General features: G+C 43.2%; 20 protein-coding genes and 1 pseudogene. 17 read left to right on the forward strand and 4 right to left on the reverse strand.

The features are described 5' to 3' along the window. Nucleotides 1–24: 24 nt before the first annotated feature. Nucleotides 25–906, forward strand: a complete 882-nt coding sequence (locus tag BQ7483_RS11815; RefSeq protein ID WP_072542301.1) for a pentapeptide repeat-containing protein — start codon at nucleotides 25–27, stop codon at nucleotides 904–906. 181 nt (nucleotides 907–1,087) lie between these two features. Here the strand turns inward: BQ7483_RS11815 and BQ7483_RS18290 are convergent, their stop codons facing one another. Further along, on the reverse strand, nucleotides 1,088–1,342 hold the full coding sequence (locus BQ7483_RS18290; protein ID WP_327028250.1) for a copper resistance protein NlpE N-terminal domain-containing protein: 255 nt from the start codon (nucleotides 1,340–1,342) through the stop codon (nucleotides 1,088–1,090). A gap of 140 nt (nucleotides 1,343–1,482) precedes the next feature. Here BQ7483_RS18290 and BQ7483_RS11825 point away from each other — a divergent pair, with 140 nt between their 5' ends. The 8 genes from BQ7483_RS11825 (at nucleotide 1,483) to BQ7483_RS11860 (ending at nucleotide 12,056) form a co-directional block, all read left to right on the forward strand. Beyond that, complete coding sequence (locus tag BQ7483_RS11825; protein WP_234213561.1) at nucleotides 1,483–2,022, forward strand: RHS repeat domain-containing protein; 540 nt, start codon at nucleotides 1,483–1,485, stop codon at nucleotides 2,020–2,022. A gap of 282 nt (nucleotides 2,023–2,304) precedes the next feature. Continuing rightward, nucleotides 2,305–3,756 (forward strand): C10 family peptidase, encoded by a 1,452-nt coding sequence (locus tag BQ7483_RS11830; protein WP_072542302.1) that lies wholly within the window; start codon nucleotides 2,305–2,307, stop codon nucleotides 3,754–3,756. 64 nt (nucleotides 3,757–3,820) lie between these two features. Further along, on the forward strand, nucleotides 3,821–4,546 hold the full coding sequence (locus tag BQ7483_RS11835) for a hypothetical protein (RefSeq protein WP_139247643.1): 726 nt from the start codon (nucleotides 3,821–3,823) through the stop codon (nucleotides 4,544–4,546). Between the two features lie 538 nt (nucleotides 4,547–5,084). Then, complete coding sequence (gene istA / locus BQ7483_RS11840; RefSeq protein WP_235847272.1) at nucleotides 5,085–6,593, forward strand: IS21 family transposase; 1,509 nt, start codon at nucleotides 5,085–5,087, stop codon at nucleotides 6,591–6,593. A 16-nt stretch (nucleotides 6,594–6,609) separates the two neighbouring features. Further along, entirely contained in the window at nucleotides 6,610–7,341 is a 732-nt protein-coding gene (gene istB / locus BQ7483_RS11845) for an IS21-like element helper ATPase IstB (RefSeq protein ID WP_072542304.1), read from the forward strand. 241 nt (nucleotides 7,342–7,582) lie between these two features. Further along, a complete protein-coding gene (locus BQ7483_RS11850) occupies nucleotides 7,583–9,883 on the forward strand; it encodes a hybrid sensor histidine kinase/response regulator (protein WP_072546031.1) in 2,301 nt (766 codons plus the stop codon). Then, a complete protein-coding gene (locus tag BQ7483_RS11855; RefSeq protein WP_072542306.1) occupies nucleotides 9,880–11,196 on the forward strand; it encodes a sigma-54-dependent transcriptional regulator in 1,317 nt (438 codons plus the stop codon). The genes BQ7483_RS11850 and BQ7483_RS11855 overlap by 4 nt, the downstream gene beginning before the upstream one ends. A 230-nt stretch (nucleotides 11,197–11,426) precedes the next feature. After that, on the forward strand, nucleotides 11,427–12,056 hold the full coding sequence (locus tag BQ7483_RS11860) for an RteC domain-containing protein (protein WP_072543941.1): 630 nt from the start codon (nucleotides 11,427–11,429) through the stop codon (nucleotides 12,054–12,056). A gap of 77 nt (nucleotides 12,057–12,133) precedes the next feature. Here the strand turns inward: BQ7483_RS11860 and mobC are convergent, their stop codons facing one another. From mobC to mobA, 3 genes are all read right to left on the reverse strand, one after another. Continuing rightward, complete coding sequence (gene mobC / locus BQ7483_RS11865; RefSeq protein WP_072542307.1) at nucleotides 12,134–14,137, reverse strand: conjugal transfer protein MobC; 2,004 nt, start codon at nucleotides 14,135–14,137, stop codon at nucleotides 12,134–12,136. Nucleotides 14,138–14,225: 88 nt separating this feature from the next. Then, a complete protein-coding gene (mobB, locus tag BQ7483_RS11870; protein WP_072542308.1) occupies nucleotides 14,226–15,479 on the reverse strand; it encodes a conjugal transfer protein MobB in 1,254 nt (417 codons plus the stop codon). Then, the gene (gene mobA, locus BQ7483_RS11875) at nucleotides 15,464–15,883 is read right to left on the reverse strand and encodes a conjugal transfer protein MobA (RefSeq protein ID WP_072542309.1); all 420 of its coding nucleotides are present in this window, start codon (nucleotides 15,881–15,883) and stop codon (nucleotides 15,464–15,466) included. Before mobA ends, mobB begins: the two co-directional genes overlap by 16 nt. Before the next feature lie 849 nt (nucleotides 15,884–16,732). Between mobA and BQ7483_RS11880 the strand changes: the two genes are divergently transcribed. The 8 genes and pseudogenes from BQ7483_RS11880 to BQ7483_RS11915 all read left to right on the forward strand — a co-directional run bounded on the left by BQ7483_RS11880 (nucleotide 16,733) and on the right by BQ7483_RS11915 (nucleotide 22,922). Beyond that, nucleotides 16,733–17,494 carry a ParA family protein gene (locus tag BQ7483_RS11880; RefSeq protein WP_072542311.1) on the forward strand — a complete coding sequence of 254 codons (762 nt, stop codon included), beginning with the start codon at nucleotides 16,733–16,735 and terminating at the stop codon, nucleotides 17,492–17,494. A 5-nt stretch (nucleotides 17,495–17,499) separates the two neighbouring features. Further along, a complete protein-coding gene (locus BQ7483_RS11885) occupies nucleotides 17,500–17,910 on the forward strand; it encodes a DUF3408 domain-containing protein (protein WP_072543942.1) in 411 nt (136 codons plus the stop codon). Nucleotide 17,911: 1 nt separating this feature from the next. Continuing rightward, nucleotides 17,912–18,613, forward strand: coding sequence for a hypothetical protein (locus tag BQ7483_RS11890; RefSeq protein WP_072542312.1), 702 nt, complete (start codon nucleotides 17,912–17,914; stop codon nucleotides 18,611–18,613). A 17-nt stretch (nucleotides 18,614–18,630) separates the two neighbouring features. Continuing rightward, complete coding sequence (locus BQ7483_RS11895; protein WP_228115390.1) at nucleotides 18,631–18,957, forward strand: DUF3408 domain-containing protein; 327 nt, start codon at nucleotides 18,631–18,633, stop codon at nucleotides 18,955–18,957. Between the two features lie 154 nt (nucleotides 18,958–19,111). After that, nucleotides 19,112–19,417 (forward strand): DUF4134 domain-containing protein, encoded by a 306-nt coding sequence (locus BQ7483_RS11900; RefSeq protein ID WP_072542313.1) that lies wholly within the window; start codon nucleotides 19,112–19,114, stop codon nucleotides 19,415–19,417. Between the two features lie 20 nt (nucleotides 19,418–19,437). Beyond that, complete coding sequence (locus BQ7483_RS11905) at nucleotides 19,438–19,764, forward strand: DUF4133 domain-containing protein (protein ID WP_072542314.1); 327 nt, start codon at nucleotides 19,438–19,440, stop codon at nucleotides 19,762–19,764. Next, nucleotides 19,761–22,261, forward strand: a pseudogene (locus BQ7483_RS11910) (TraG family conjugative transposon ATPase). The gene BQ7483_RS11905 and the pseudogene BQ7483_RS11910 overlap by 4 nt, the downstream one beginning before the upstream one ends. A gap of 31 nt (nucleotides 22,262–22,292) precedes the next feature. After that, nucleotides 22,293–22,922, forward strand: a complete 630-nt coding sequence (locus BQ7483_RS11915) for a DUF4141 domain-containing protein (protein WP_072546032.1) — start codon at nucleotides 22,293–22,295, stop codon at nucleotides 22,920–22,922.

Here is a 22,922-nt window from a genome sequence, read left to right on the forward strand (position 1 = left end):
GGCTCTATAATAAAATAAGATGAAATGAATTTACTCCATTATTTCAATAAAAAAAGAGAATTATCTCCAAGTAATAGGAAAGAATATTCCTTAAATGAACATGGATATGTGGATTTAAAGAACCAATTTATAGATAGTTCCGATTTGGCAAACAAATACGAAAAATGCGATTTTTCTAAATCGTCGTTTGCTCATTCCAATAGAATATATTGGATAGAAAACAGAATATTTATAAATTCAATATTTTATAAAACAATTTTTAGAGCATTAGCAGAACATGGAAATGAATTTTATAGCTGTATGTTTGAAAATATAAATTTCAAAAATGCAATTATAGGATACGATTCATCGTGCTATACCTATTGTACTTTTAAGAAAGTCAAATTCGGTGCATTTATAAAACCACAATTTAGAGATTGCAAATTTATAAATTGTGATTTTTACGATGTGGATTTTCAAGCTTCAAATTTTGAAAATTGTGAGTTCATCGGCAATTTAGATAACGTGTGGTTTAGAGGAGGATTTCCTACAGAATCTTTTAAAAAAGAGTTTGGAAATGCTAAGCAGAATAAAATGCTAAATGTATCTTTTGAGGATGCAATATTACATGATGTGACATTTAGTGACAATTGTGATTTATCTACAGTTTTGTTCCCTAAACAAGGAAAGTATTTGTTTTTTGATAATTGGGATGAACAGTTAGATCTGATAATGAATGAATGTACAGCAAATAAGTCTATGACAATAAGAAACGATATTGTTTCTTTTGTTGAAATACACAAGGTTCATTCAGCAAATCAAAAGTATTATATCTTAAATGTTGTAGATTTGTTGAAAGAGTATGATGATAAAGCTGTTGAAATTATTGCAAAAAAAGCAACACAAAAAATAGGATTTTCAGAATAGAAATGTAAAATAAACTGTGTCATACTACAATTGGTAAACACAGTTTATTTACGTTTTATCTTTGAGCCACCTTGAAAAAAAGTGACATCAAAACAGAGTGGTGCTTCAAAATGCTGGAATTTTTTACAGACCTTATGTATCTGCACTACAAGACGATTTAATTTACACGACCTATATGCACTTATTTTTTCTTCAATACATATAGCTTAGCAGTCTCACCTTTCGGTTCATTACCCAGTGAATCTGTCAAGACAACATTGTTGGCATCCTTCACTTTATAGAAGGTATGCTCGCCACTTGAAGAGCGCACAAGCATCAAGACATTGTTGTCAAGCACTTGAAAGGTGCCGCTTGTTTCGTCATACCCTTTTTTGCTATCTATTTTGCAAAATAGAACAAATCTATGCAATAAATGCAAATTACAATCGTCTTTCAACTATAACACAAAAAGTTGGCGAGATGAAAATAACATTAAGACAAGGCTTCAAACCGCCTTAAAAATCAGCAGGGAATATCAGAGGATTTTTTCCTTTGAATCTTTGACTTATTTCCTTTTGCAGAATCTGCTCCACTACCGTGACCGATGCACTCCATAATGTTCAGGCTACCCATACCAATGGCAGTGGCAAGACCTTGAAGACCATCCAGAAGAGCGGTCCTGACGGTGAGATTACCACTTCGTTTGAGTATGATGGCATACAGCGTCTTGTTCGTGTTACCGACACGGAGGGTAATGTAACGACCTCTACTTACGACATGGGTGACCGCCGTACTGAGGTGAACCATCCTGCAAGCGGCATCACAAGTTTCACTTATGATGCGCTCGGCAATGTGCTGACCAAGCAGACTGCCAACCTTGCAAAGGAAGGCAAGTTCATCACCTACGATTACGACTATCAGCGTCTGACGGGTATCAACTACCCAGACCACCCGGAGAACAACGTAAAGTATTACTACGGTGGTCGCAATGCCTCTCAGAACCGTATCGGTAGGTTGATGCTCCGTGAGGACGGAACAGGTGCCATCGAATACTTCTATGGCAAGATGGGCGAAGTCACCAAGACCCGCCGCACGATGATTGTGCCTAATCAAGTGATCGCAACTTATGTGACGTAATGGACTTATGACAGCCACAACCGCCTGTTAGAGATGATTGTCCAGACGAGGAGAAGATTACTTCTCTTACAATCTCGGCGGTCAGCTTGAGAAGGTTCATGGCTAAAAAGCAAAGGATGTTAGTTCTTATATATTAATAAAGTAAAAAATGCCCAAATGCAATATATTTTAACGCCTTAATAATGAAAATTGTTAATAATACATAAATAACGCATTCGTTATATATCGATTTAAAATAAATTTCGTAAATTTGCATAATTTAATCAATAGTACTGTATAAATATGAAAAAGTATTTAGTTTTAATATTATTGGCAGTGATTGTATCATCGTGCCAAGATGAAATTCTTAATGACAGTAATCCTGTTATTGAGAACGTGAATGTTAATTTGTCTATGGATGAGGCAATGAGTATTGCAAATGATAATCCTACAAATTTATCAGAGGATGAGATTCTGGCAATGGTAAATGATTTTTCCACTTCGTTGGGCTCAAAAACAAGAAGTGCTGCCAATCCAAGAATGTCTATTGTGGGCTCATATCGCATTGGCGGAATTATATCAAGCAAGACAACAAGAGGGACTACGACTGATAGTATTCCTGTTTATGAGGTGTGTTTACAGTCTGGAGAAAAGAGTGGGTATGCTTTAGTTTCTGCCGACTCTCGAAGTGCTGGTGTTTTGGCATATATAGAAAATGGTAATTTTGAGAAAAAAGATAGTACTGGGGCATGTTTGATGTTAAAATTGGCAGAAGCTTCAACTGTTTCAGAGATAAATAAAATAGAAAGGCTCAAAGTTGAGTTACGAGAGAAAACCTTGAAGAAAGTAGCTTCTTGTTTGGGTAAATCTACAGTAACATATGAAGAAATAAAAGATTTGATTGAGGTTAATGGTGTAAAAAGCCATGAAACAACTTCCCGTTCTACAGCTTATGACAAACCTTTGAGCCAGATTATATCGTTAATGCCTCAAAATGGTGGAGCTGTTTTAAAGACCGAGTGGGATCAAGACAATCCTTATAACTTGTTGTTGCCTAAAACTTATAATGAATATCATACGGAAACAAATTACCCTATGGGGTGTGCTATTACAGCAGGAGTTCAAACTTTAGCAGCTATCGCTCCGAGCATGACGATTGATGGAACAGTCATAGACTGGGCATTTGTTACTAAAAAACCGAAATTGAAGTATGATTCGTATTTTGGCGGAGATTATGAGGAGGCTATGATGATTTCCAAAGTAGTTAAGCATATGTATGAAGGAACAAATACAACACCAAATATTGATGAGGATTTTAAGTATGGGCCTTATGATGATCCGAATATACCTCGTGTAAAAAGTAGTACAACTTCAGTTTCTAATTTATTGGATTATTTAAAGAAGTATGTTTCTTGTGGCACTTATTATAATAAATATGCCCCAGATCCATTGTTAAATACGATAAATGCAAACCGCCAGATGCCTTGCGTTGCAATAATGGGTGGAACACATACTGCAAATGAACAGGCAGAAAAAGGTTCTCATGCTTGGGTTATAGATGGATATGCAATTTGCACTAAGACAAGCAGAGAAATTTTACGAAATAACGATTTGTACTTTCATGCTAATATGGGATGGGGTGGACCTGACAATGGCTTTTATAAGGTAAATGCAGATGCTTCGACTGATTTTGAGACAACATTAGGCACTTATAATATAAATTTTTGGGAAATAACAGAAATTCATAAGAAATAATTAGTTTTAATTGCATTTGGTGTACAAAGTTATGTACATCAAATGCTTTATTCTATTGGCAAATATGAAAATAATTCAATACTTTTTTCTTTTTTTTGTGTTTTCTATAGTATATGGCTGTAGTAATGGTACTGATGTTTCATCATTGTGTTTTGAAAAAGAGTATTACGAAAAGCCATTATTAGAAAACCCATCGGAAATTATGTTTAGTGGTGGAAGCAACAATCTTTCAGTCGAAGTGTCAGATGATAATGTTTTGGAAGCCACTATTGATGCTGGAAAAATAAAAATAAAGACAAAAAAGAATGGGATTGTTTATCTTGTTGTAAAGGATAAGACGGAGAATACTAGCGTTACTATTAGGGTTAAGGTCGTGGATAGTTACTTAGGTTTGCAATTAGGCAAACCAATTCCGAACTATTCTGTTTATAACGAAGATGACAGACTTTATTTAGTAAATAATAAAAGTAAATCATTTTATTTATATGATAAATCTTTTAATTTAAAAGCTACTGGCAATTACAAACTGTTTGTGAAAAACTCAAATTATTTTCTTTCTTTAGTCTTTTCAGATAAGGTTTGTTTTTATAATATTTCAAACAGTTCACATGCTTTTTTATGGGGAGCCATTCCTACTTATTTAGGGTTTTTATGGACGAATGAAGGTCTTACAACTACTAATGCACGAGATATATCACCTGTCGTTATGACTGCTTTTGATTTAGACACAAATAACGTTTACTATTTTAATGTTGATTCTACCGAATTTCCTTACGGGATATTAAATTAAAACACAACAGCAATTAGCAATATACAACACCTTTCTGTTGATGCTATTTTGAATATATGTAAAACTGATGATATTAGAGGTGAAGTTCTGAATGGTAAAGGTGTAAGAGTTAAGTAAACGACTCTCTCATTTACTCATTGATAAAGCTGACAATGCAAAAGACTTTTCAATAAGATTCAAAAGGATGGTAGGATTGAAACTCTTGCCATCCTTTTTCGATTAAGTCTCACAATCTACACTTTGTCAGCTTTTGGCTTTATTGTCCATTGTTATTATTCAATAATGGTTCTTTCTCTAACGATATGCTGTTTTTACCAAGAATTTACATAAAAGTTGTTATAATATGACAGTATCGGCGAATCGGTACCACTGTAGCGCATGAATCGGTACCATCATAGCGCCCCAATCGGTACCAAAAAGATGTAAAGTTCTGCTCATGTATAATAATAACCGCCTATCTTTGCAGAAGAATTTTTAAATCTGTATAGATATGGCACAAAGTAATGTAAACATGAGCAAATTAAAACGTTCATTTCAAATGCTAGCGGCAAAAATACCGCAACGCACCATTTGCGAGCAACTACACATGGGACGTGGCGTACTGAACCGTTACAAGACCTTGGCGGATTCCCAAGGTTTGTCCTATGGCGTGATAGGCCGCATGAGTGACGGGGAAATAGAATCTTTCCTCCAGTTGTCCAAACCCACAGCAGCCCCATCTTCCCAACGTCAGGTGCTGGACGGGCTGTTGCCTGAATATGTGTCAGACTTGTCGCATAACCGCTACCTCACCATTCAAGCCCTGCACGAGTCATACAAGAAGGAGCATCCCGACGGATATGGATACACCCAGTTCAAGAAGTCAATCCGTAAGTATCAGTACTCACACAACCTCAGCTTCCATAACACCTATATTCCTGGGGAAGAGATGCAGATTGACTTCGCCGGCGATACCCTGTGGCTTACCGACCCGAAGACAGGTGAGCTAACCAAGGTTGTCGTCCTGGTCTGTATCCTGCCATACAGCGGCTTGGGATTTGCCAAGGCTATGTACAACGCTTCCATGGAGAACTTCTTCGGCGGTATATCCGATGCCTTCTCTTACTTCGGCGGAACAACTCGCATAGCCAAGAGTGACAACATGAAGCAGTGGGTGAAGAAATACGACCGCTACGAGCCAGCGTTCAATGATGCAGCCGTGGAATGGGCCGCCTACTACGATACAACCCTCCAAACCTGCAGGGTTCGCACTCCCAGGGACAAAGGTCCAGTCGAGGGACTCGTCCAAAAGACCTACAATGCCGTCTACGCTCTGCTACATGACGAGGTGTTTTACAATCTACCGAGTATGAATGCCCGTATCTATGAGTTGATGGACGGCTTCAATGAAAAGCCGTCCAGAACGACAGGGAGAAGCAGACGTGACATCTTCGAGGCGGAAGAGCAACCTACGTTGGGCAAACTGCCCATGACTCCATACCGCTTCAGATATCGCAAGGAGGTGAAACTGTCCGGTACCTATCACGTCATGGTTGACAAGCACAACTATAGCGTGCCATACCAGTATGTCGGGCAAAAGGTGAGCGTACTGTGGGACTTGGATACCGTGGAGGTTTACTCCGGGAGTTCTCGCATAGCCATCCATCAGCGTCGCCAAGGATCTGGATACAGCACGCTTGACGAGCATATGCCAGACAAACATCTTGCCTACAAGCACGGACAGGGATATAATGCCGCCTATTTCCTGGAGGAGGCGGCATTGGTCGGCAGCAACACCACTGCTGCAGTCCAATCCATCCTCAATCGCACGAAGCATGTCGAGCAGTCGTACAAGTCCTGCCAAGGAGTCCTGTCTCTCAAGCGCAAGTATGGCAAGGAGCGTCTGGAGAAGGCCTGCAAGCGTCTGGCAGGTTGTTCATCCATCACCTACACGACCATCCGCAATGTGTTGGAGAAGAACCTTGATCAAGTTGACGGGGAAGAAACAGTCTCAAATGTGCCACAGAACGACTATGTGAGAGGCGCGGAGGCATTTATGAACATTTAAACATATATATAGTAACATGAACTTACAAGAAACCATCATACAACTCAACGAGTTGAAGCTCAGAGGTATGTCATCCTCCTTCGAGGCCATGACCAGCCTTCCTGTACAGAACCGCCCATCCCTGGAAGTCGCCATCTCCAAGATGGTGGATGCAGAGGTGCAGGACAGACGAGATCGAAAGACCGCCATGTATCTAAAAATCAGCAAGCTTAGATATACGGCACTCTTAGAGGATGTCATCTGTGGAACAGACCGCAACTTCACCAAGGATGACCTTACCGCCATTGCCGACTGTGCCTTTATACGCAGGCATGAGAACTTGCTCATACAAGGAAAGTGCGGCTGCGGAAAATCCTTTCTTGCCTGTGCCCTTGGAAGACAGGCTTGCATGCTAGGCTATAGAACTCTCTATCTCAACATGAACAGCTTTGTGGAGAAAGTTGCACTCAGCAAGCTGGATGGGTCGTACCTAAAGATGATAACCAATCTAGAAAAGTATGACTTGCTCATATGGGATGACTTCGGGTTGCAGCCAATGGATGACAAGACCAGACTCGCAATGCTCCAAATCCTAGAAGAGAGATACGAGAGAAAGTCCGTCATTATCGCCTCACAGCTTCCTATTGCCAAATGGTATGATTATATAGGTGATCCTACCTTGGCAGATGCCATTATGGACCGTTTGGTGGCAAATGCAAGTAAAATAGAGTTAAAAGGCGATTCTATGCGCCAGAAATTGAAAAAATAAATTACCTTTGCAAATTGAAAAGCAGAACTGAAATCTTGGTACCGCTTGCAGCGATACAAGCGGTACCGATTGCAGTGATAGCATGGTACCGATTACACCGCTACGCTTGGTACCGATACAGCGCTATCGTCATATAATATATATAAATATTCGTCTTTGATACTTCCTGCCATTATCTTTGCCGATTAAAATGTTAGTGCAAAGCAATAATGAAGTAATAGAAACGTAAAAAGTAAACAACATGGAACGCAAAGAACAGACCGGGCATATCTGTAGATGGATGGCTTTAGGCATCATGACTGCCATCGTCATCGTAGGATGTACCATTGTAATCGGCCTATTTGAATGGCGCGACAGAAAGGAGATTGAGTGTAGAAATGCAGAACTGCATCAGTGGCGAAAGAATGTGCATGACTTAAACTTGCACATAACGGAATTGTCACTGCTTGGTGAAATGGTTGCGGATTGGGACTCAACAGATGTAAATGAGTATCATTCGCTTCGATTGGAAGTGGACAGTATGCTTGAAGGCATCGCAGGTATCTGTCCGAAAGAAGATTCTGATACGATCTGCCGTCTTCTTGCAGAAAAGGAACAGCTCCTTCTAGATATAAAGGATGCTATGCAGGAATTGAATGCCACTCAAGAAAAGCTGACCGCAGAAGTTCCAAGAATTGTAGAGCAGAATAAGACTGAAAGCAAAAGACTTTCAGCTATGCCACAGCAGGCAAAGCCAAAGAAGCGAGGTTTCTTCAGCAGATTGTTCGGCAAGAAAGAAAATGCAGTAACAACAGGCAACCGTTTAACCCAAACTGAAAAGATGCTCACCAACCTAAACCAAACGGTTGTTGCTAAACATCACCAGCAAAGCCGTAAGGTAGTGGAGATATTGGATAGTCTTGGAAATAGAAATGAAGGTATCAATAAGCAGTTGCAAAGAGTAATCAGCATAGCTGATGAGAATGTGGATAAAGGCATCAAAGTTCGTGAGCGACAAATCGCAGACTTGGAAGGCAATTATACCTATTATTATATAGGGATGATAGGATTGTTGATATTGGTGTTTTTCGTATTATTCCTATTGGTGTGGCGATTCGCATTCAAGACACGTAAGAGCAAGGAAGAAACAAGAAAGGTGATGCTGACAGTAACACATGAGATGCGCAGTCCTTTGTCTGCCATCAAGGATTATGCCCGCAAGATTAGCGGACTTGAAGATGCTACGGATGAAAGCAAACGGTATGCCGACTTGATTGTTGACACATCGAAAGGCTTGACTTCTATGATAGACAGTTTCCTGGTTTACTCCAAATTAGCGAATGGAAAGGCGACCGTCAAGGAACGCCCTTTCCGTATGATGGACATTGCCGAGCAATTAAAGATGGAGTATGAGCCCTTTGCTGCGAAGAAACAACTTGAATTGAGCGTCAACAATAAGGCAGATGGTGTTGTCAATGGAGACAAGGAAAAGGTGCTTACAATAGGACGCAATCTGCTTTCCAATGCCATCAAATATACGGGAAAGGGTGAGATAGTATTGTCCACAACCTATAAAAATGGTGTATTCATGCTAATGGTTAAGGATACAGGAACAGGATTGGACGACAAGCAACAAAAACAAATCTTTAAGGAATTTGCAAGATTGGGAAATGCGGTCACCCAACCGGGATTTGGCTTGGGACTTTCCATTGTCAAGAACCTCGTTTCACTTATGAAAGGAAAAATCGATGTGTCCAGTCACCAAGGGCTGGGAAGTATATTTACCATTAGTCTTCCTATGGCTACAGCCGAAAAGCAGAATGTGGAACCAACTCAGTATAGAACGAAACGACAAGATTCGTTTACTGTCATTGCCATTGATGATAGCCATGTGCAACTGAGTACCATTCGTGAGGCGTTTGCATCAAACGGCATTGTATGTGACACTTGTAATAATGCCACGGATTTATTGGATATGATGCGCAAAAAATCTTATGATCTGCTGATAACGGATTTGAAGATGGCTGAAGTGAATGGTATCGAGATTCTGGAAATGATGCGTATGGTGAACGTGCGTAACTCTAAGACTATTCCTGTTGTTGTTATGACAGCAGCACCAAATGTGAGTGAGCAAGAACTGCTTGACGCAGGATTTGTCGCTTGTCTGTTCAAGCCGATGTCTGACAAGGATTTGATAAACACTGCAAGAAAGTGTGTGAATGGCAAGATAGCAGAAAAACAAATAGACTTCTCTATGTTGCTGACCTACGGCAATGAAAAAGAGACTTTGGAGAATTTCGTAAAGGAAATGACTGATACATTGGGCAGTATCCGTAATGCAGCCAAAGAGGAGAACCGCAAGAAAATGTCCGATGCCATTCACCACGCAAGAAGCTCGTGGATGATGGTACAATCTGACGAGTCTTTGAACTATCTTTTTGACCTGATTGAAGATTCTACATCATCAGACGACGTTATCAACCAAGCGGTTGAGGATGTTTTCGCACATGGTGAGGCAATCATCAAAGCCGCACAAAAGAAAATTGAGGAGGTAACAGTATGAAGAAAGTAATAATCATTGAAGACAGTCCGACATTTTGCAATATGTTGGGCAAGAAGTTGGAGGCGAAGGGATGGAAAACAATCTTATGCTACAATTACAGAGATGGTCTGAAAGCTGTTAAGGAATCCTCAGAATGGAATGTTGTCATTTCGGATATGCGCTTGGGGAATGATAACGGCATCGACCTGTTGGAATGGTTGCGTAGTAACGGCTACCAGAATCCATTTATTATCATGACATCTTACGATGAAAGCATGAGTGCCGTGAAGACTATGAAATTGGGAGCGGAAGACTATATACCGAAGAAATTGTTGCTTGATGTAGTTTATGAACGTTTGGAAGAAATCATAGACAAGCAGAAACGACTCGTAGAGTTGAATAACAAGATTGTTTACCGCAAAAGTGAGAAGTTTCGCCGTATATACAAAATGGCAGAATTGTTTGCCAAAAGCGACATGGCTGTTATGATATTGGGCGACAACGGAACTGGCAAAGAACATATAGCGGAAAAGATACATCTGCAAAGCAAAAGAGCCGACAAGCCTTTTGAAGTAGTAGATTGCGGTACGCTTTCTGCGGAACTTGCCGTTTCCGCTCTCTTCGGGCATGAGAAAGGGGCATTCACAAGTGCGGAGGCAGCAAGAAAAGGTTACTTTGAATTGGCTGCTGGAGGTACGCTGTTCTTGGACGAGATAGGCAACCTGCCGAAAGATGTACAGGCGATGCTGCTGCGTGTGTTGCAATCCAAGAGCTACCGACCATTGGGAGCTATAAAAGACAAAGTGGCTGATGTGCGCATTATTGCCGCCACCAACGAAAACCTGCAAGAGGCAGTTCGGGAAGGACGATTCAGAAGCGACCTGTATTATCGACTTCACGAAGCGGTTATTGAGATTCCACGGTTGCGGGATTGTAAGGAAGATATTATGCCATTAGCTAACTTCTTCCTGAAACTATATGATAGGCATACGGACAAAGAAATAAAATGTATCAGTAAGGAAGCGCAAAGGGCACTTGTAAGCCATACATGGCCAGGTAATGTGCGTGAGTTGAAATCATGTATCATGCGAGCTATGCTGTTATGCGAGAATGAGATAATAGATGTCGAGGACTTGCAGTTGTCACAATCGGCATTGACAGAAGAGGCTTTGGACTTTGATGAACAAGAACGCAAGATCAATCGAGAGCGTATCTTGTGGGCTTTGAAGCAATGTAATGGCATCAAGCGTGATGCGGCAAAAATGTTGGAAATGAGCCATACTACATTCTATGCCCGCATGAAAGAGTATGGTATTCCAACTAACAAGTTGTAATGGTATAAGAACCGTGTAAGGAAGATTGGACAAGTGTCCGGTTTTCCTTACACTATTTCTGCTTGCAATTCCCTTGTGAAAATCTTATTCTCTTGATAAAGTTGCTGATTATCAGGAAATATCATCATCCTATTGTTTAGTCTGTCTTGGAATGGCATATGTATTGGACTAATAAATGGTGTGCGCACGAATACATCAAATTAGTACAAACCCATAAAAGAGACAGCAACATGGAATACAACATATTGTTAGAGACTGATTTTTTCAACTTGCTGAATGCAGGTCATAAGAACAAAAGTGGTAACGCTTTAGAGAACTCATATCGTGAGTTTATCAAGGTTGTGGTTGATTTATGCAGCACTAACGTGAAGCAAGCGGTCTTTGCACTGTCATACGTAGAAACCGAGCTTGACTTTCATCTGTCAATGCCCCATATAAAGGATTGTTTGGGAACCGTAGGCTTGTATGTGCGCAAAGCAATTGCATTTGTCCGCAGAATGCAAGAGCATGTGGCAGCAACATATCATCTTCATGTGACCACATCCACTTCAGAAGCCTCTCCGCCAGTATCATCAGAATCAAAGCCATTAGTAAAATGGACTGGCAATGCCGTTGACCTTGTAGAAATGGTATATGGCATCTGCGTCATGGGAAGCGTGAATGATGGCGATGTGAAGTTCAAGGACTTGGCGCATGCCATGTACCAGTTCTTTGGTATCAAAGCCAAGGACTGCTATCGTTTCTATACCGACATCAGAAGACGCAAGAACTATAGTCGCACCTATTTTTTGGACAAGATGCAGGAGAAGTTGAACGACAAAATGCGAAAGGATGATGAATTGGAAAGAATGAGACGATAAAAAACGATAAATCCCATATATGTATGCAGGGTCGAGTAACTGAAAGGACAATTCCTAAAAGTTACTCGCCTTATTGTTTATTTCTGTATGAGATGCTTTAAGCTCTCGTCACCAGCGATGCGCTCCAGCTCGTCCTTGACAATCAGCTTGACATCCTCCTTGATTTGGTTGTAATTGTCCAGAATAGCTTGCTTCATGCAGTCGTTGCCATCGGCATCCTTGAAGTCGTTGATGATGGGGATAGGCTGATAATGGCTTTCCTCTCGCTTTACCTTATCGGTGTCAACGACAATCTCGGCATGGAAGATCTTCTGCTCTATGCGCTCGGTGAAGTTGTCGGAAACAGAGCCGACAAACATACCTTGGGTAAGACCACTTATCTTGCTTGGCGGAATGAGACTGTCCATCTGGGTATTGATAGATGTAGAGACATCCTGACGGTTGATGGAAATGGACTGGCGCTTTTGGAGCACTTTTCCAAAACGCTCGGATAAAGTCTTGGCGGTCTCGCCAACGACCTGTCCGCTGAAGATATTACCAACGGTATTGATAACCACCTTAGCCTCCTTGTCTCCATAATCACGGACCAACTGCGAGAAGTCCTGGAAGCCCAAGCAGACGGCAACTTTGTTGCTTCGTGCCGTGGCAATCAGGTTATCCAAGCCTTTGAAATAGATGGTCGGCAACTCGTCAATGATAACGGATGATTTGAGTTGTCCCTTCTTGTTGATGAGTTTCACGATGCGGCTGTTGTACAAGCCGAGTGCAGCACCATAAATGTTCTGACGGTCGGGATTGTTGCCGACACATAGAATTTTCGGTTCTTCGGGATTGTTGATGTCGAGTGTAAACTCGCTTGCGGACATCACCCAGTAGAGTTGTGGTGAAATCATTCGTGACAGCGGAATCTTTGCGCTTGCAATCTGCCCCGCCAACTGCTCCATTGCCCCACCTTGCCATGCATCCATGAATGGAGAAAGATAGTTCTCAAGTTCGGGATAGCTCGTCAGTATCGGAAAAACATCCTCGTATCTGCGGTTGAGCAATTCTATGGCATGAGGAAAGGTACAATACTTCCCGTTCTTGTAGATTCTTAGGTACCAAATGATGGCTGCAAAGAGGATAATCGGACTCTCCACGAAGAAGTCGCCCTGCTTCTGAACCCACGTCTTGTTGAGGTTGAGCATGATGGTGTATGCACTCTCATAAGCATCGGAAATGTCACTCATGAAATCCGGGTGAATGGGATTGCAGCGATGACTTCTGCGAGGATCGTCAAAGTTGATGACATAGAACTGGGGCTTGACCTTATATCCATTCTGATGGTTCATCATGTGGTTGTAGGCAATCGTCGAAAGGTCGGGAAACTTGAAATCATAGATATACATTGAATACCCCTTCTCTATCTGCTGTTTGATGTAGTTGTTCACTACAGCAAAAGACTTGCCACTACCCGGTGTACCTAACACGATGGTCGCTCGGAACGGATTGACCACGTTGATCCATCCTCTCTGCCATTTCTTCTTGTAGTAGAAGCGAATGGGCAGATTGACAGAATACTCGTTCTCCATGAGTTTGGTCTCCTGCATGAAACTCTCGTTCTCATTATTGAAAACATCCTCCATGAGGTTGTGTTTCAAGAGCCTGCTCATCCAGAGTCCTCCCATCAACAGGCAGATATAACCCGCTGTCATTGTAAAGATGTACAGCGTGGCATTGCCCAAATGAGATATAGGCAACAATAATATCCACCAGTTGAGGAAGAACAGACAGAAGCCTACGGCAAGAACCGTCCAAATCTTGCTCCAACTCATCTTCTCTGCCTTTACGCCCTTGGTTCCAAGACATGAGAGTGCCAAGAGTAAAAGCGAGAACAACTTTGTGTAGAGGATAGAATGAAACAAGCCACCTGTACGGTTGAAGTTGATAAGGATTCTGTCAACAACTCCGATTGTCACTCCCCATATGTGCATTGCCTCGTAGCAATACCAATATACATTCATAATTGCGAGTATTATACTCACGGCACGGAGAAAATCCATAATTTTCCCCAGTGCTCTCAAATCGTCTTCTTGTGCCATTGTTTTTCAGTTTTGAAGTTATACAAATTGTTTTTGATTGAAGGTAGGCTTTCTCCATTGTATAAGAAAGCCAACCTTGATAACACGATTAAAGACTTCGCCCTTTTCGTTTCTTCTTCTTTCTACGCAACTCTCTGTCAAATGCAGCTTCCTGCGCCTCATTTGAAGGACCGCCTCCAGCCATAAGTCCAAGACCGCTGCCGTACTCATCGAACAAGCTAGAACCATGATATTCCTGTTCCGGCATTGTGACATCTTCCTTCGGGATGGTAAGCGGTATCGGCTGCTCATTCTCGTAAGGTAAGGTGAAGTGCTCCTGCAGGGCATTGGCAGAAAGATTCGTTCCAAGCCTTGAACCATTGAAAACGCTTTGAGTGCGGTGGTCAATGAATGTTGCTCCGTAGATACGGCCGTCAGCTGTATGTCGAAAAACAACATCAATGCCCTTTGCTTTCAGCAGTTCAACGAACTTATCCTTATGGTACGTCTGTTTCAAGACTGCTTCTACGCTATGACGGGTCATCTCGGATAGTTTCTTGTCCTCCTTGAACTTCTTGGCAGAATAAGCGAACCGCTTTTCTATCGCCTCCACACCGACAGATTTGTCAATCTTGGAAGCCTTGAAAGGATTTCCCACCTTGTTGCCCGGTCCGTCCGTGGCAGAATAGACAAAACCATGATACTCACGACCGCCAACTTCGCCTCTGACTTCCTCCAAGGATATATTATATAAGGAGAGAAGTGCACGGTACTCGCCCAAGGACTGGAACCTGTAGGTAGCGCAGAGAGATTTTACGGTATTGGCAACCTGCTTCTTCACATTGCCTTGGCTTACATCCACCTTGCGGAGTGGATTGTCTGCCTGGCGTTGCTTGCGGTCTGCCTTGTGGAGATTGTACTTCTCCTCCAAGTCACGGGTGATAGCCTTGCTCCTATGGTAGTTGTATCGGCTATCCAAACACTTGCCGTTTTCATCCACTCGGATAGTCACGATGTGCATGTGATGACGGTCGATGTCCTCATGCTTGTAAACCATGTATGGCTGGTTGCCATATCCCATGCGCTCCAAGTATTCACGGGCGATGTTCTCCATGTCCATATCCGTCAGCACATCATCGGGATGCGGATTCAAGGATATATGCACGACAGGCTTCTCTGTTTTGATGTGCGGAGAAAGGTATCGCTGGAAATCACGCAAGGCATTGGCGATGCTCGTCTTTCCCGAACAATCATCGAAGATCTTGTTCGTTGCTAAGAGCTTTCCCTCTTCCTTGTTAATCTTTTCACCATTGTATGCCAGTGCGCCATACAATGAACTTCCGAAACTTATCTTTGCGACCATCTTTCCTCAAACTTACGGGTTAGTTCAACAATCTCACGGGTAAGAGAGACCAGTTCCCTGGTGCAATTCTCCAGCTTATAGAGCAAAGCCATCGCCTTTTTCTCTGAGAAATGACAACGGAGTTCCTTGACAATCTGGTTGTAGTTGTTGCCAATCATTCGGTACTGCGAGTGAAAAGAAGAAAGCTTGGTGTAGTATTCCACCAATGTCTTGTCCTCGCGCAGCACCTTGAACGGCTCGCCGAAGATGCGTGCCTTGGCAAAAACAGCCTTTGCCTTCACATCAGTCTGCTCATACATGACGAGGAATTTCATCCACTCGTCATCGTCGAACCGAAGCATCACATGGTGCGACTTCGGGTTCAGCTTGGGGATTCGTCCCCCTCGTTTTCTTTCTGTGTTCATATTAAAATGGATTAAGTGGTATATGCGGCAATAATGGAATTGCACAAACTATCGTCAGATTGGAACATGGGGAGCCCGACTTCGGAGAGGCTACCAACCCGGCAGGGCAAGGTCTTTGGAGAGTAACTCCAAAGGTTTTGAGTAACTCAAAACATACCTTGCTATGTCTTTGAGGACATAAAAATCCGCTTAGGGTGGATTGAAGTTAGCCTTCGTAAGAAGCTGTCCCCATCCCGAATGGAAGCTGTTCGGGAAATCCAGTCCTTTGCGGAATATCAAGCCTTGTTCTTCTCGGAACGATATGGATGCGCTATCCATCGCTTTGCCTTTCGGGTGCAAAATTACGGCTAAAATAGCACCCTTGGAACAGATGCACCCCAGACAACCACTGCAACTATCGGCAACATGCTGCCACAGGATTTGAAAACCATTGTTTTTCGGATTTTTCGTTGTTACTTTGCAGCGTGAATGACAGACATACATGTCTTGAATGATGCAAAACAGACGGCATATTCAGATGCTCCAATGCAGTCATATAAAACGTATTACATGTAATATGATAAAACGTTTGACATGCAAAATGCTTGATATGTAAAATGTAATATAAGTATGCACAAATGTGGCATGACATACAGACTGGCTATAGAACAGTTATGAAGCATGACATATATAAAAGCCATATAGCAAGCATAAAAACAATATAACTGATACGAAAGTTGCATAACATATAATATCACTTGCAAGCCTCATGGCTCATAGATTTGCACCATAGCATGTAGGATGTATCGCAAATAAAAATGCAATACCGCATTATAACAAACAAGATGTATAACTCATAAAAAGACAAACATGAAGAAAGAACCAACATTCATCGCCTTCTCCACCCAAAAGGGAGGAGCTGGCAAGACAACACTAACGGTGTTGATGGCAAGTTACCTTTATTATGTCAGAGGTTACGATGTCGTGGTGGTTGACTGTGATTTTCCACAGTTCAGCATCAAGGACATGAGAGAGCGTGACATGCAGAACATCGAGAGTAATGAGTATCTGTTGAGACAGACGCATGAGATGATGAGAAGAACAGGCAAGCCTGCCTATCCAATCGTGGAGAGTCGTCCCGACGAGGCTGTGGAAACAGTAAAGCCTTTCTTGGAAATGGACACACCGCCAGACTTCATCTTCTTTGACCTCGCAGGAACGATTGACAACCTCGGTGTCATAGAGACCATTGCCACGATGGACTACATCTTTTGTCCGATTACAGCAGACAATGTTGTGTTAAGAAGTTCCATCATGTTCGCCAGTCAGTTGAACGATATGTTCATCAGCGTCGGCAAGACAAATATCAAGGAACTGAATATGCTTTGGAACATGGTTGATGCAAGAGAGAAAACAAACCTCTACGAGAAAGCTGGTTGTGTGATGGACGGATTGGGATTGTCTGTGTTGAACACCTACATCCCAGACAGTAAGCGTTTCAGAAAGGAATGTGCAGAGGATGGTAACAAGGTTGTCTTTCGCTCTACGATTCTACCTCCCGACAAGCAACTGATAAAGGGCAGCAACATAGAGAAATTGGCTGACGAAATATTATCCATTATCAAGAAGTAATGTGTATGGCAAAGAATTTAAAAGTAAACATTGACTCGGAAGAGTTCAGAAACTCATTCCGCCCACACATGCCACCAAGCAGGGCTTCAACGGAAGAACCTATACAGAAGGAGGCACTAAAGAGCGAGGTAAGTAAACAAAAAGAAGCAATGCCTTCCAAGGGTACTTCATCTCTCATGGATGAATACCAAGAAAGGTATATTCGCAGGTCTGAGAATCCAGCTCGTTCTGGCAAGATGACATACATCCGAAAGGAGTATCATGAAACCATCATGCGCCTCGTGTCTGTCATTAACCGTGAGGATATGTCTTTGTCGGGCTATATAGACCATGTGCTGACAGAACATTTCCAAAAGTATGGGGAAGTTATCAAAGAGGTGTATAAGAAGAATAACAAGGATATAATCATGTGGTAATATGGAAATAATGTTATTGATAATTGTACTCCTGTATTTTATGTGGAGTATAGCAGTCTTGGTATTTGATGCCGACATCTGGCTTAGAAGCAAGTTGAGAATAGAAAAGACTAATGTGGCACCTAAGGAAAGTCCGCCTATTCCTGCTGATGACTTCATTGTCAGACACACCTATACTGTCTCACCGAAAAAAGTCCCAAGCGAACCTGTGCAAATTAAACGGGAGGATGATGGTGAAACAATAAGGGAAAATGAGGTTACATTCGAGGATGATCAATCTTTGGTGAAGTCCGCCCGTATTCCTGACAATAAGTTGGATGAAGTTTTCACAGATACACGTATTGAGGATGTTGACGTGAAATACGATGAATCAGAAGAAGAGCCTGTTGTTGAACAAGCAAGTGGCAATAGCTTTGAGGAGATAGACAAGGCTGTTGAAACAGCAAGCAAGCCGAATGCCACAAACGAAGAATGTGCTCATGCTGGCAAGGTGTTTATTGAAATGGAAGGCAATGAACTTTTCAACATGATAGCGGAACGTTCCAAGCAGATCAAACGCAGAATGAATGCGTTGATGGAATTGCACATGTCGAGCGTTTCCACCATCAAGCCTACATCAGAAAAAGCAACAAAAGCTATCAAAAAGAAGAAACTTGTTGTACCAGAAGACTTCAAGGATTTCAATATCAGAGATTTTGTATAACAATAAAAATGAGAATTATGAAAAAAGCAAGAAAGAACAACGGGACTAAGGAGCACATCTGTGTTCAGTCCATAGTGAATGTAACCATGTCGTCAAGTACCAACAACAGAAATGGGTACATCGGCAAGTTCATGACGGATGCAGGCTTTACTGCAAGACTTGGCAGACAGGTAAGCATCAGTGAGGAAACTCATGAGCGAGTAATGAAGTTTGTCAGTGTCGTAGGCAAAGGACAGGTTTCCATGGCAAGTTTCATCGAGAATATCATCAACGAGCACTTCAACATCCACAATGCCGAAATAAAGGCTGCGTTTGATGAAGGACTCAAGGCATATCGCATCTAACAACAAGACAGTACACCAATGAAAAAGAAAGACTACGGCTAAAATCTCAGCTCGCCACTGAATCCACAAGTCGGCATCATGCCGCATGAGTAAACAAAAGTATCAACCGCCAGCCGGGATCATCCAATCCCCAAGGCACAGAAAAAAACGATTTATGAACAAGAAAAACAGAATCATTCTTCTTGCTGCGATGATTTTCGCAGCCGTATCACAGACATTCGCGCAAGGCAACGGACTTGCAGGTATCAACGAGGCAACAAGTATGGTGACCTCCTACTTCGACCCGGGCACGAAGCTCATCTACGCCATCGGTGCCGTGGTGGGTCTCATCGGAGGCATCAAGGTGTATGGCAAGTTCTCGTCAGGCGACCCGGACACGAGCAAGACTGCCGCAAGCTGGTTCGGAGCCTGCATCTTCCTCATCGTGAGTGCAACCATCCTCCGCTCGTTCTTCCTATAATATAATAAGGTATAAGACTTATGGCTGACTACCCAATCAACAAGGGCATCGGTCATTCGGTTGAGTTCAAGGGACTGAAGGCACAGTACCTCTTCATCTTCGCAGGTGGACTGCTTGCCGTCTTCTTCCTTGTGGTAGTCCTCTATATGGCTGGTGCGGATCAATTGGTCTGCATCGGCTTGGGTCTCACGCTCGGATCATTGCTAGTATGGGGAATATTCCATCTGAACAACAAGTACGGTGAGCATGGACTGATGAAGCTCCTTGCCGCCAAGAGCCATCCACGCTATATCCTCAACCGAAGGAAAACAAACCGAATGTTCAAACATAAAAAGAAAGAAGAATGAGAAATATCAGAAAATCAAGCACCCTTGAAAGCAAGTTCCCGTTGCTTGCCGTGGAGCAAGGCTGCATTATCTCCAAGAATGGCGACATCACGGTCGCCTACGAGGTGACGCTCCCCGAAATCTTCACGGTAACATCGCAGGAGTATGAGTCGGTACATGCCGCATGGTGCAAGGCTATCAAGGTGCTGCCAGACTACAGCATCGTACACAAGCAGGACTGGTTCGTGAAAGAGAACTATGCGCCGGACTTGCAGAATAGCGATATGAGCTTTCTGTCAAGAAGCTACGAGAGACACTTCAATGAGCGTCCTTACCTGCATCACCAGTGTTACCTGTTCCTCACCAAGACCACCAAGGAGCGTATGGCACACCAAAGCAATTTTTCCACCTTGTGCCGTGGGCATATCATCCCCAAGGAAATCAAGGACAAGGAAACGGTAGCAAGATTCCTCGATGCCGTGGAGCAGTTCGCAAGAATCATCAACGACAGTGGTTATATATCATTGCGAAAGTTGGCTGATGATGAAATCACAGGCACGGAACGGACAACGGGACTTGTAGGCAAGTACCTATCGCTCTCCACGGAGAACGTGCAATGTTTGGAGGATATGGAATTGTCTGCAAGTGGTATGCGTATCGGAAACAAACACCTATGCCTTCATACCTTGTCGCAAACGGAAGACTTGCCAACGGAAGTATCTACGGACAACCGCTTTGAGCGATTGTCCACTGATCGAAGTGACTGCCGACTATCTTTTGCCGCTCCAGTTGGCTTGCTGTTGTCCTGCAATCATATCTATAACCAGTATGTCTTCATAGACAACAGTGACGAGACCTTGCAGAAGTTCGAGAAGACCGCACGTAACATGCACTCGCTGTCAAGGTACAGCCGACAGAACGCCATCAACAAGGAATGGATTGACGAGTATCTGAACGAGGCTCACTCACAAGGCTTGCAGTCTGTCCGTGCCCATTTCAATGTTATGGCATGGGGCGAGGATATGGAAGAGTTGAAGCATCTTCGCAACGACGTAGGCAGTCAGTTGGCAAGCATGGAATGTGTGCCACGCCACAATACGGTGGATTGTCCGACACTTTTCTGGGCAGCGATACCCGGCAACGAGGGGGATTTCCCGTCAGAGGAGAGTTTCCATACCTTCATTGAGCAGTCAGTGTGCCTCTTCACGGAGGAAACCAACTATATGGATTCTCCCTCACCGTTCGGCATCAAGATGGCAGACCGCATCAGTGGTAAGCCGCTGCACATTGACATCTCTGACCTGCCGATGAGAAAAGGCGTGACAACCAACCGCAACAAGTTCGTGCTCGGACCATCGGGAAGTGGAAAGTCGTTCTTCATGAACCACCTCGTCAGACAGTATTACGAGCAAGGCACGCATGTGGTCTTGGTGGATACGGGAAATTCCTACCAGGGACTCTGCGAGATAATCAACAGAAAGACAGGTGGAAAGGATGGTATCTACTATACCTATACGGATGAGAGTCCCATCTCATTCAATCCGTTCTTCACCGAGGATAAGGTCTTTGACATCGAGAAGCGTGAGAGCATCAAGACTTTGCTCCTGACACTTTGGAAGAAGGACAACGAGCCTGCCACACGAGCGGAAGAGGTTGCCTTGTCAAATGCCGTGTCGCTCTACATCGGTAAACTGAAAGAGGAAAGCGACATCGTGCCGTGCTTCAATACCTTCTATGAGTTTGTGGGAACGGAATACCGCAAGGTACTGGAAGAAAAGAAAGTCCGTGAGAAAGATTTTGATATAGACGGATTTCTCAACGTGCTGGAACCTTACTACAAGGGTGGTGAGTACGACTATCTGCTTAACTCCGACAAGGAGCTTGACCTGCTGCACAAGCGGTTCATCGTTTTCGAGATTGATTCCATCAGGACCATCCAATCCTGTTCCCGGTCACGACCATCATCATCATGGAGCTGTTCATCAACAAGATGCGCCGCCTGAAAGGCATCCGCAAGATGATAGTGATAGAAGAAGCATGGAAAGCGATAGCTTCGGCAAACATGGCGTCCTATATCAAGTATCTCTATAAGACGGTCAGAAAGTTCTTCGGTGAGGCGGTTGTGGTAACCCAGGAAGTAGAGGACATCATATCCTCCGCTATCGTGAAGGACAGTATCATCAACAACTCAGACTGCAAGATACTCCTTGACCAGAGGAAGTTCATGAACAAGTTCGAGCAGATACAGGCATTGCTCGGATTGACGGAAAAGGAGAAGTCGCAGATTCTCTCCATCAACCAGTCCAACGACCCGTCACGTCTCTACAAGGAAGTATGGATAGGACTCGGAGGAACGCAGTCGGCAGTATATGCCACAGAAGTGTCCACGCAGGAATATCTCGCCTATACGACTGAGGAAAGTGAGAAACTGGAGGTGAGGGCATTGGCGGAGAAACTCGGTGGTGACATGGAAGCCGCCATCCGGCAGCTTGCAGAGGACAAACAAGAGAACAAATGAAATTCATTATCCACTTAATCCAAAAGTAAAAATGAGAACAAAAGTAATCATGACAATCTGCCTGTTCCTGCTGATGGCGGGAAAGGCAAGCGCACAGTGGTCTGTCATAGATCCTACCAACATTGCGCAGAGTATCATCAACTCGTCCAACAACATTGTCCACACGTCTTCGACGGCTCAGAACATGATCAACAACTTCAAGGAGACCGTGAAGATTTACGAGCAGGGCAAGAAGTACTACGATGCGCTGAAGTCGGTGAACAACCTCGTCAAGGACGCACGCAAGGTGCAGCAGACCATCCTCATGGTGGGTGACATCACGGACATCTACATCAACAACTACCAGAAGATGATGCACGATGACAATTTCTCCGTGGAGGAACTCTCCGCCATCGGCTTCGGTTATACCAAACTGTTGGAGGAAAGCAACGATGTGCTGACTGAGTTGAAGAACGTGGTGAACATCACGACCCTTTCCATGACGGACAAGGAGCGAATGGACGTGGTGGAACGCTGCTACTCGAAGATGAAGCGTTACCGCAATCTCGTAAGCTACTACACCAACAAGAACATTTCCGTGAGTTATCTGCGTGCCAAGAAGAAAAACGACCTCGACCGCATCATGGGACTCTACGGCAAGTCTAACGAGAAATACTGGTAG

The organism is Mediterranea massiliensis, assembly GCF_900128475.1.
Taxonomy (GTDB): domain Bacteria; phylum Bacteroidota; class Bacteroidia; order Bacteroidales; family Bacteroidaceae; genus Bacteroides; species Bacteroides massiliensis_E.

Bases quoted from the DNA above. Each gene is read 5' to 3' on its own strand.
- istA (WP_235847272.1), top strand. From the start codon at position 5,085: ATGCTAGCGGCAAAAATACCGCAACGCACCATTTGCGAGCAACTACAC.
- BQ7483_RS11815 (WP_072542301.1), top strand. From the start codon at position 25: ATGAATTTACTCCATTATTTCAATAAAAAAAGAGAATTATCTCCAAGT.
- BQ7483_RS11850 (WP_072546031.1), top strand. From the start codon at position 7,583: ATGGAACGCAAAGAACAGACCGGGCATATCTGTAGATGGATGGCTTTA.
- mobC (WP_072542307.1), bottom strand. From the start codon at position 14,137: ATGGCACAAGAAGACGATTTGAGAGCACTGGGGAAAATTATGGATTTT.
- BQ7483_RS11905 (WP_072542314.1), top strand. From the start codon at position 19,438: ATGGCTGACTACCCAATCAACAAGGGCATCGGTCATTCGGTTGAGTTC.
- BQ7483_RS11915 (WP_072546032.1), top strand. From the start codon at position 22,293: ATGAGAACAAAAGTAATCATGACAATCTGCCTGTTCCTGCTGATGGCG.
- BQ7483_RS11900 (WP_072542313.1), top strand. From the start codon at position 19,112: ATGAACAAGAAAAACAGAATCATTCTTCTTGCTGCGATGATTTTCGCA.
- BQ7483_RS11855 (WP_072542306.1), top strand. From the start codon at position 9,880: ATGAAGAAAGTAATAATCATTGAAGACAGTCCGACATTTTGCAATATG.
- mobA (WP_072542309.1), bottom strand. From the start codon at position 15,883: ATGAACACAGAAAGAAAACGAGGGGGACGAATCCCCAAGCTGAACCCG.
- mobB (WP_072542308.1), bottom strand. From the start codon at position 15,479: ATGGTCGCAAAGATAAGTTTCGGAAGTTCATTGTATGGCGCACTGGCA.
- BQ7483_RS11885 (WP_072543942.1), top strand. From the start codon at position 17,500: ATGGCAAAGAATTTAAAAGTAAACATTGACTCGGAAGAGTTCAGAAAC.
- BQ7483_RS11880 (WP_072542311.1), top strand. From the start codon at position 16,733: ATGAAGAAAGAACCAACATTCATCGCCTTCTCCACCCAAAAGGGAGGA.
- BQ7483_RS11890 (WP_072542312.1), top strand. From the start codon at position 17,912: ATGGAAATAATGTTATTGATAATTGTACTCCTGTATTTTATGTGGAGT.
- BQ7483_RS11895 (WP_228115390.1), top strand. From the start codon at position 18,631: ATGAAAAAAGCAAGAAAGAACAACGGGACTAAGGAGCACATCTGTGTT.
- istB (WP_072542304.1), top strand. From the start codon at position 6,610: ATGAACTTACAAGAAACCATCATACAACTCAACGAGTTGAAGCTCAGA.
- BQ7483_RS11830 (WP_072542302.1), top strand. From the start codon at position 2,305: ATGAAAAAGTATTTAGTTTTAATATTATTGGCAGTGATTGTATCATCG.
- BQ7483_RS11860 (WP_072543941.1), top strand. From the start codon at position 11,427: ATGGAATACAACATATTGTTAGAGACTGATTTTTTCAACTTGCTGAAT.
- BQ7483_RS11835 (WP_139247643.1), top strand. From the start codon at position 3,821: ATGAAAATAATTCAATACTTTTTTCTTTTTTTTGTGTTTTCTATAGTA.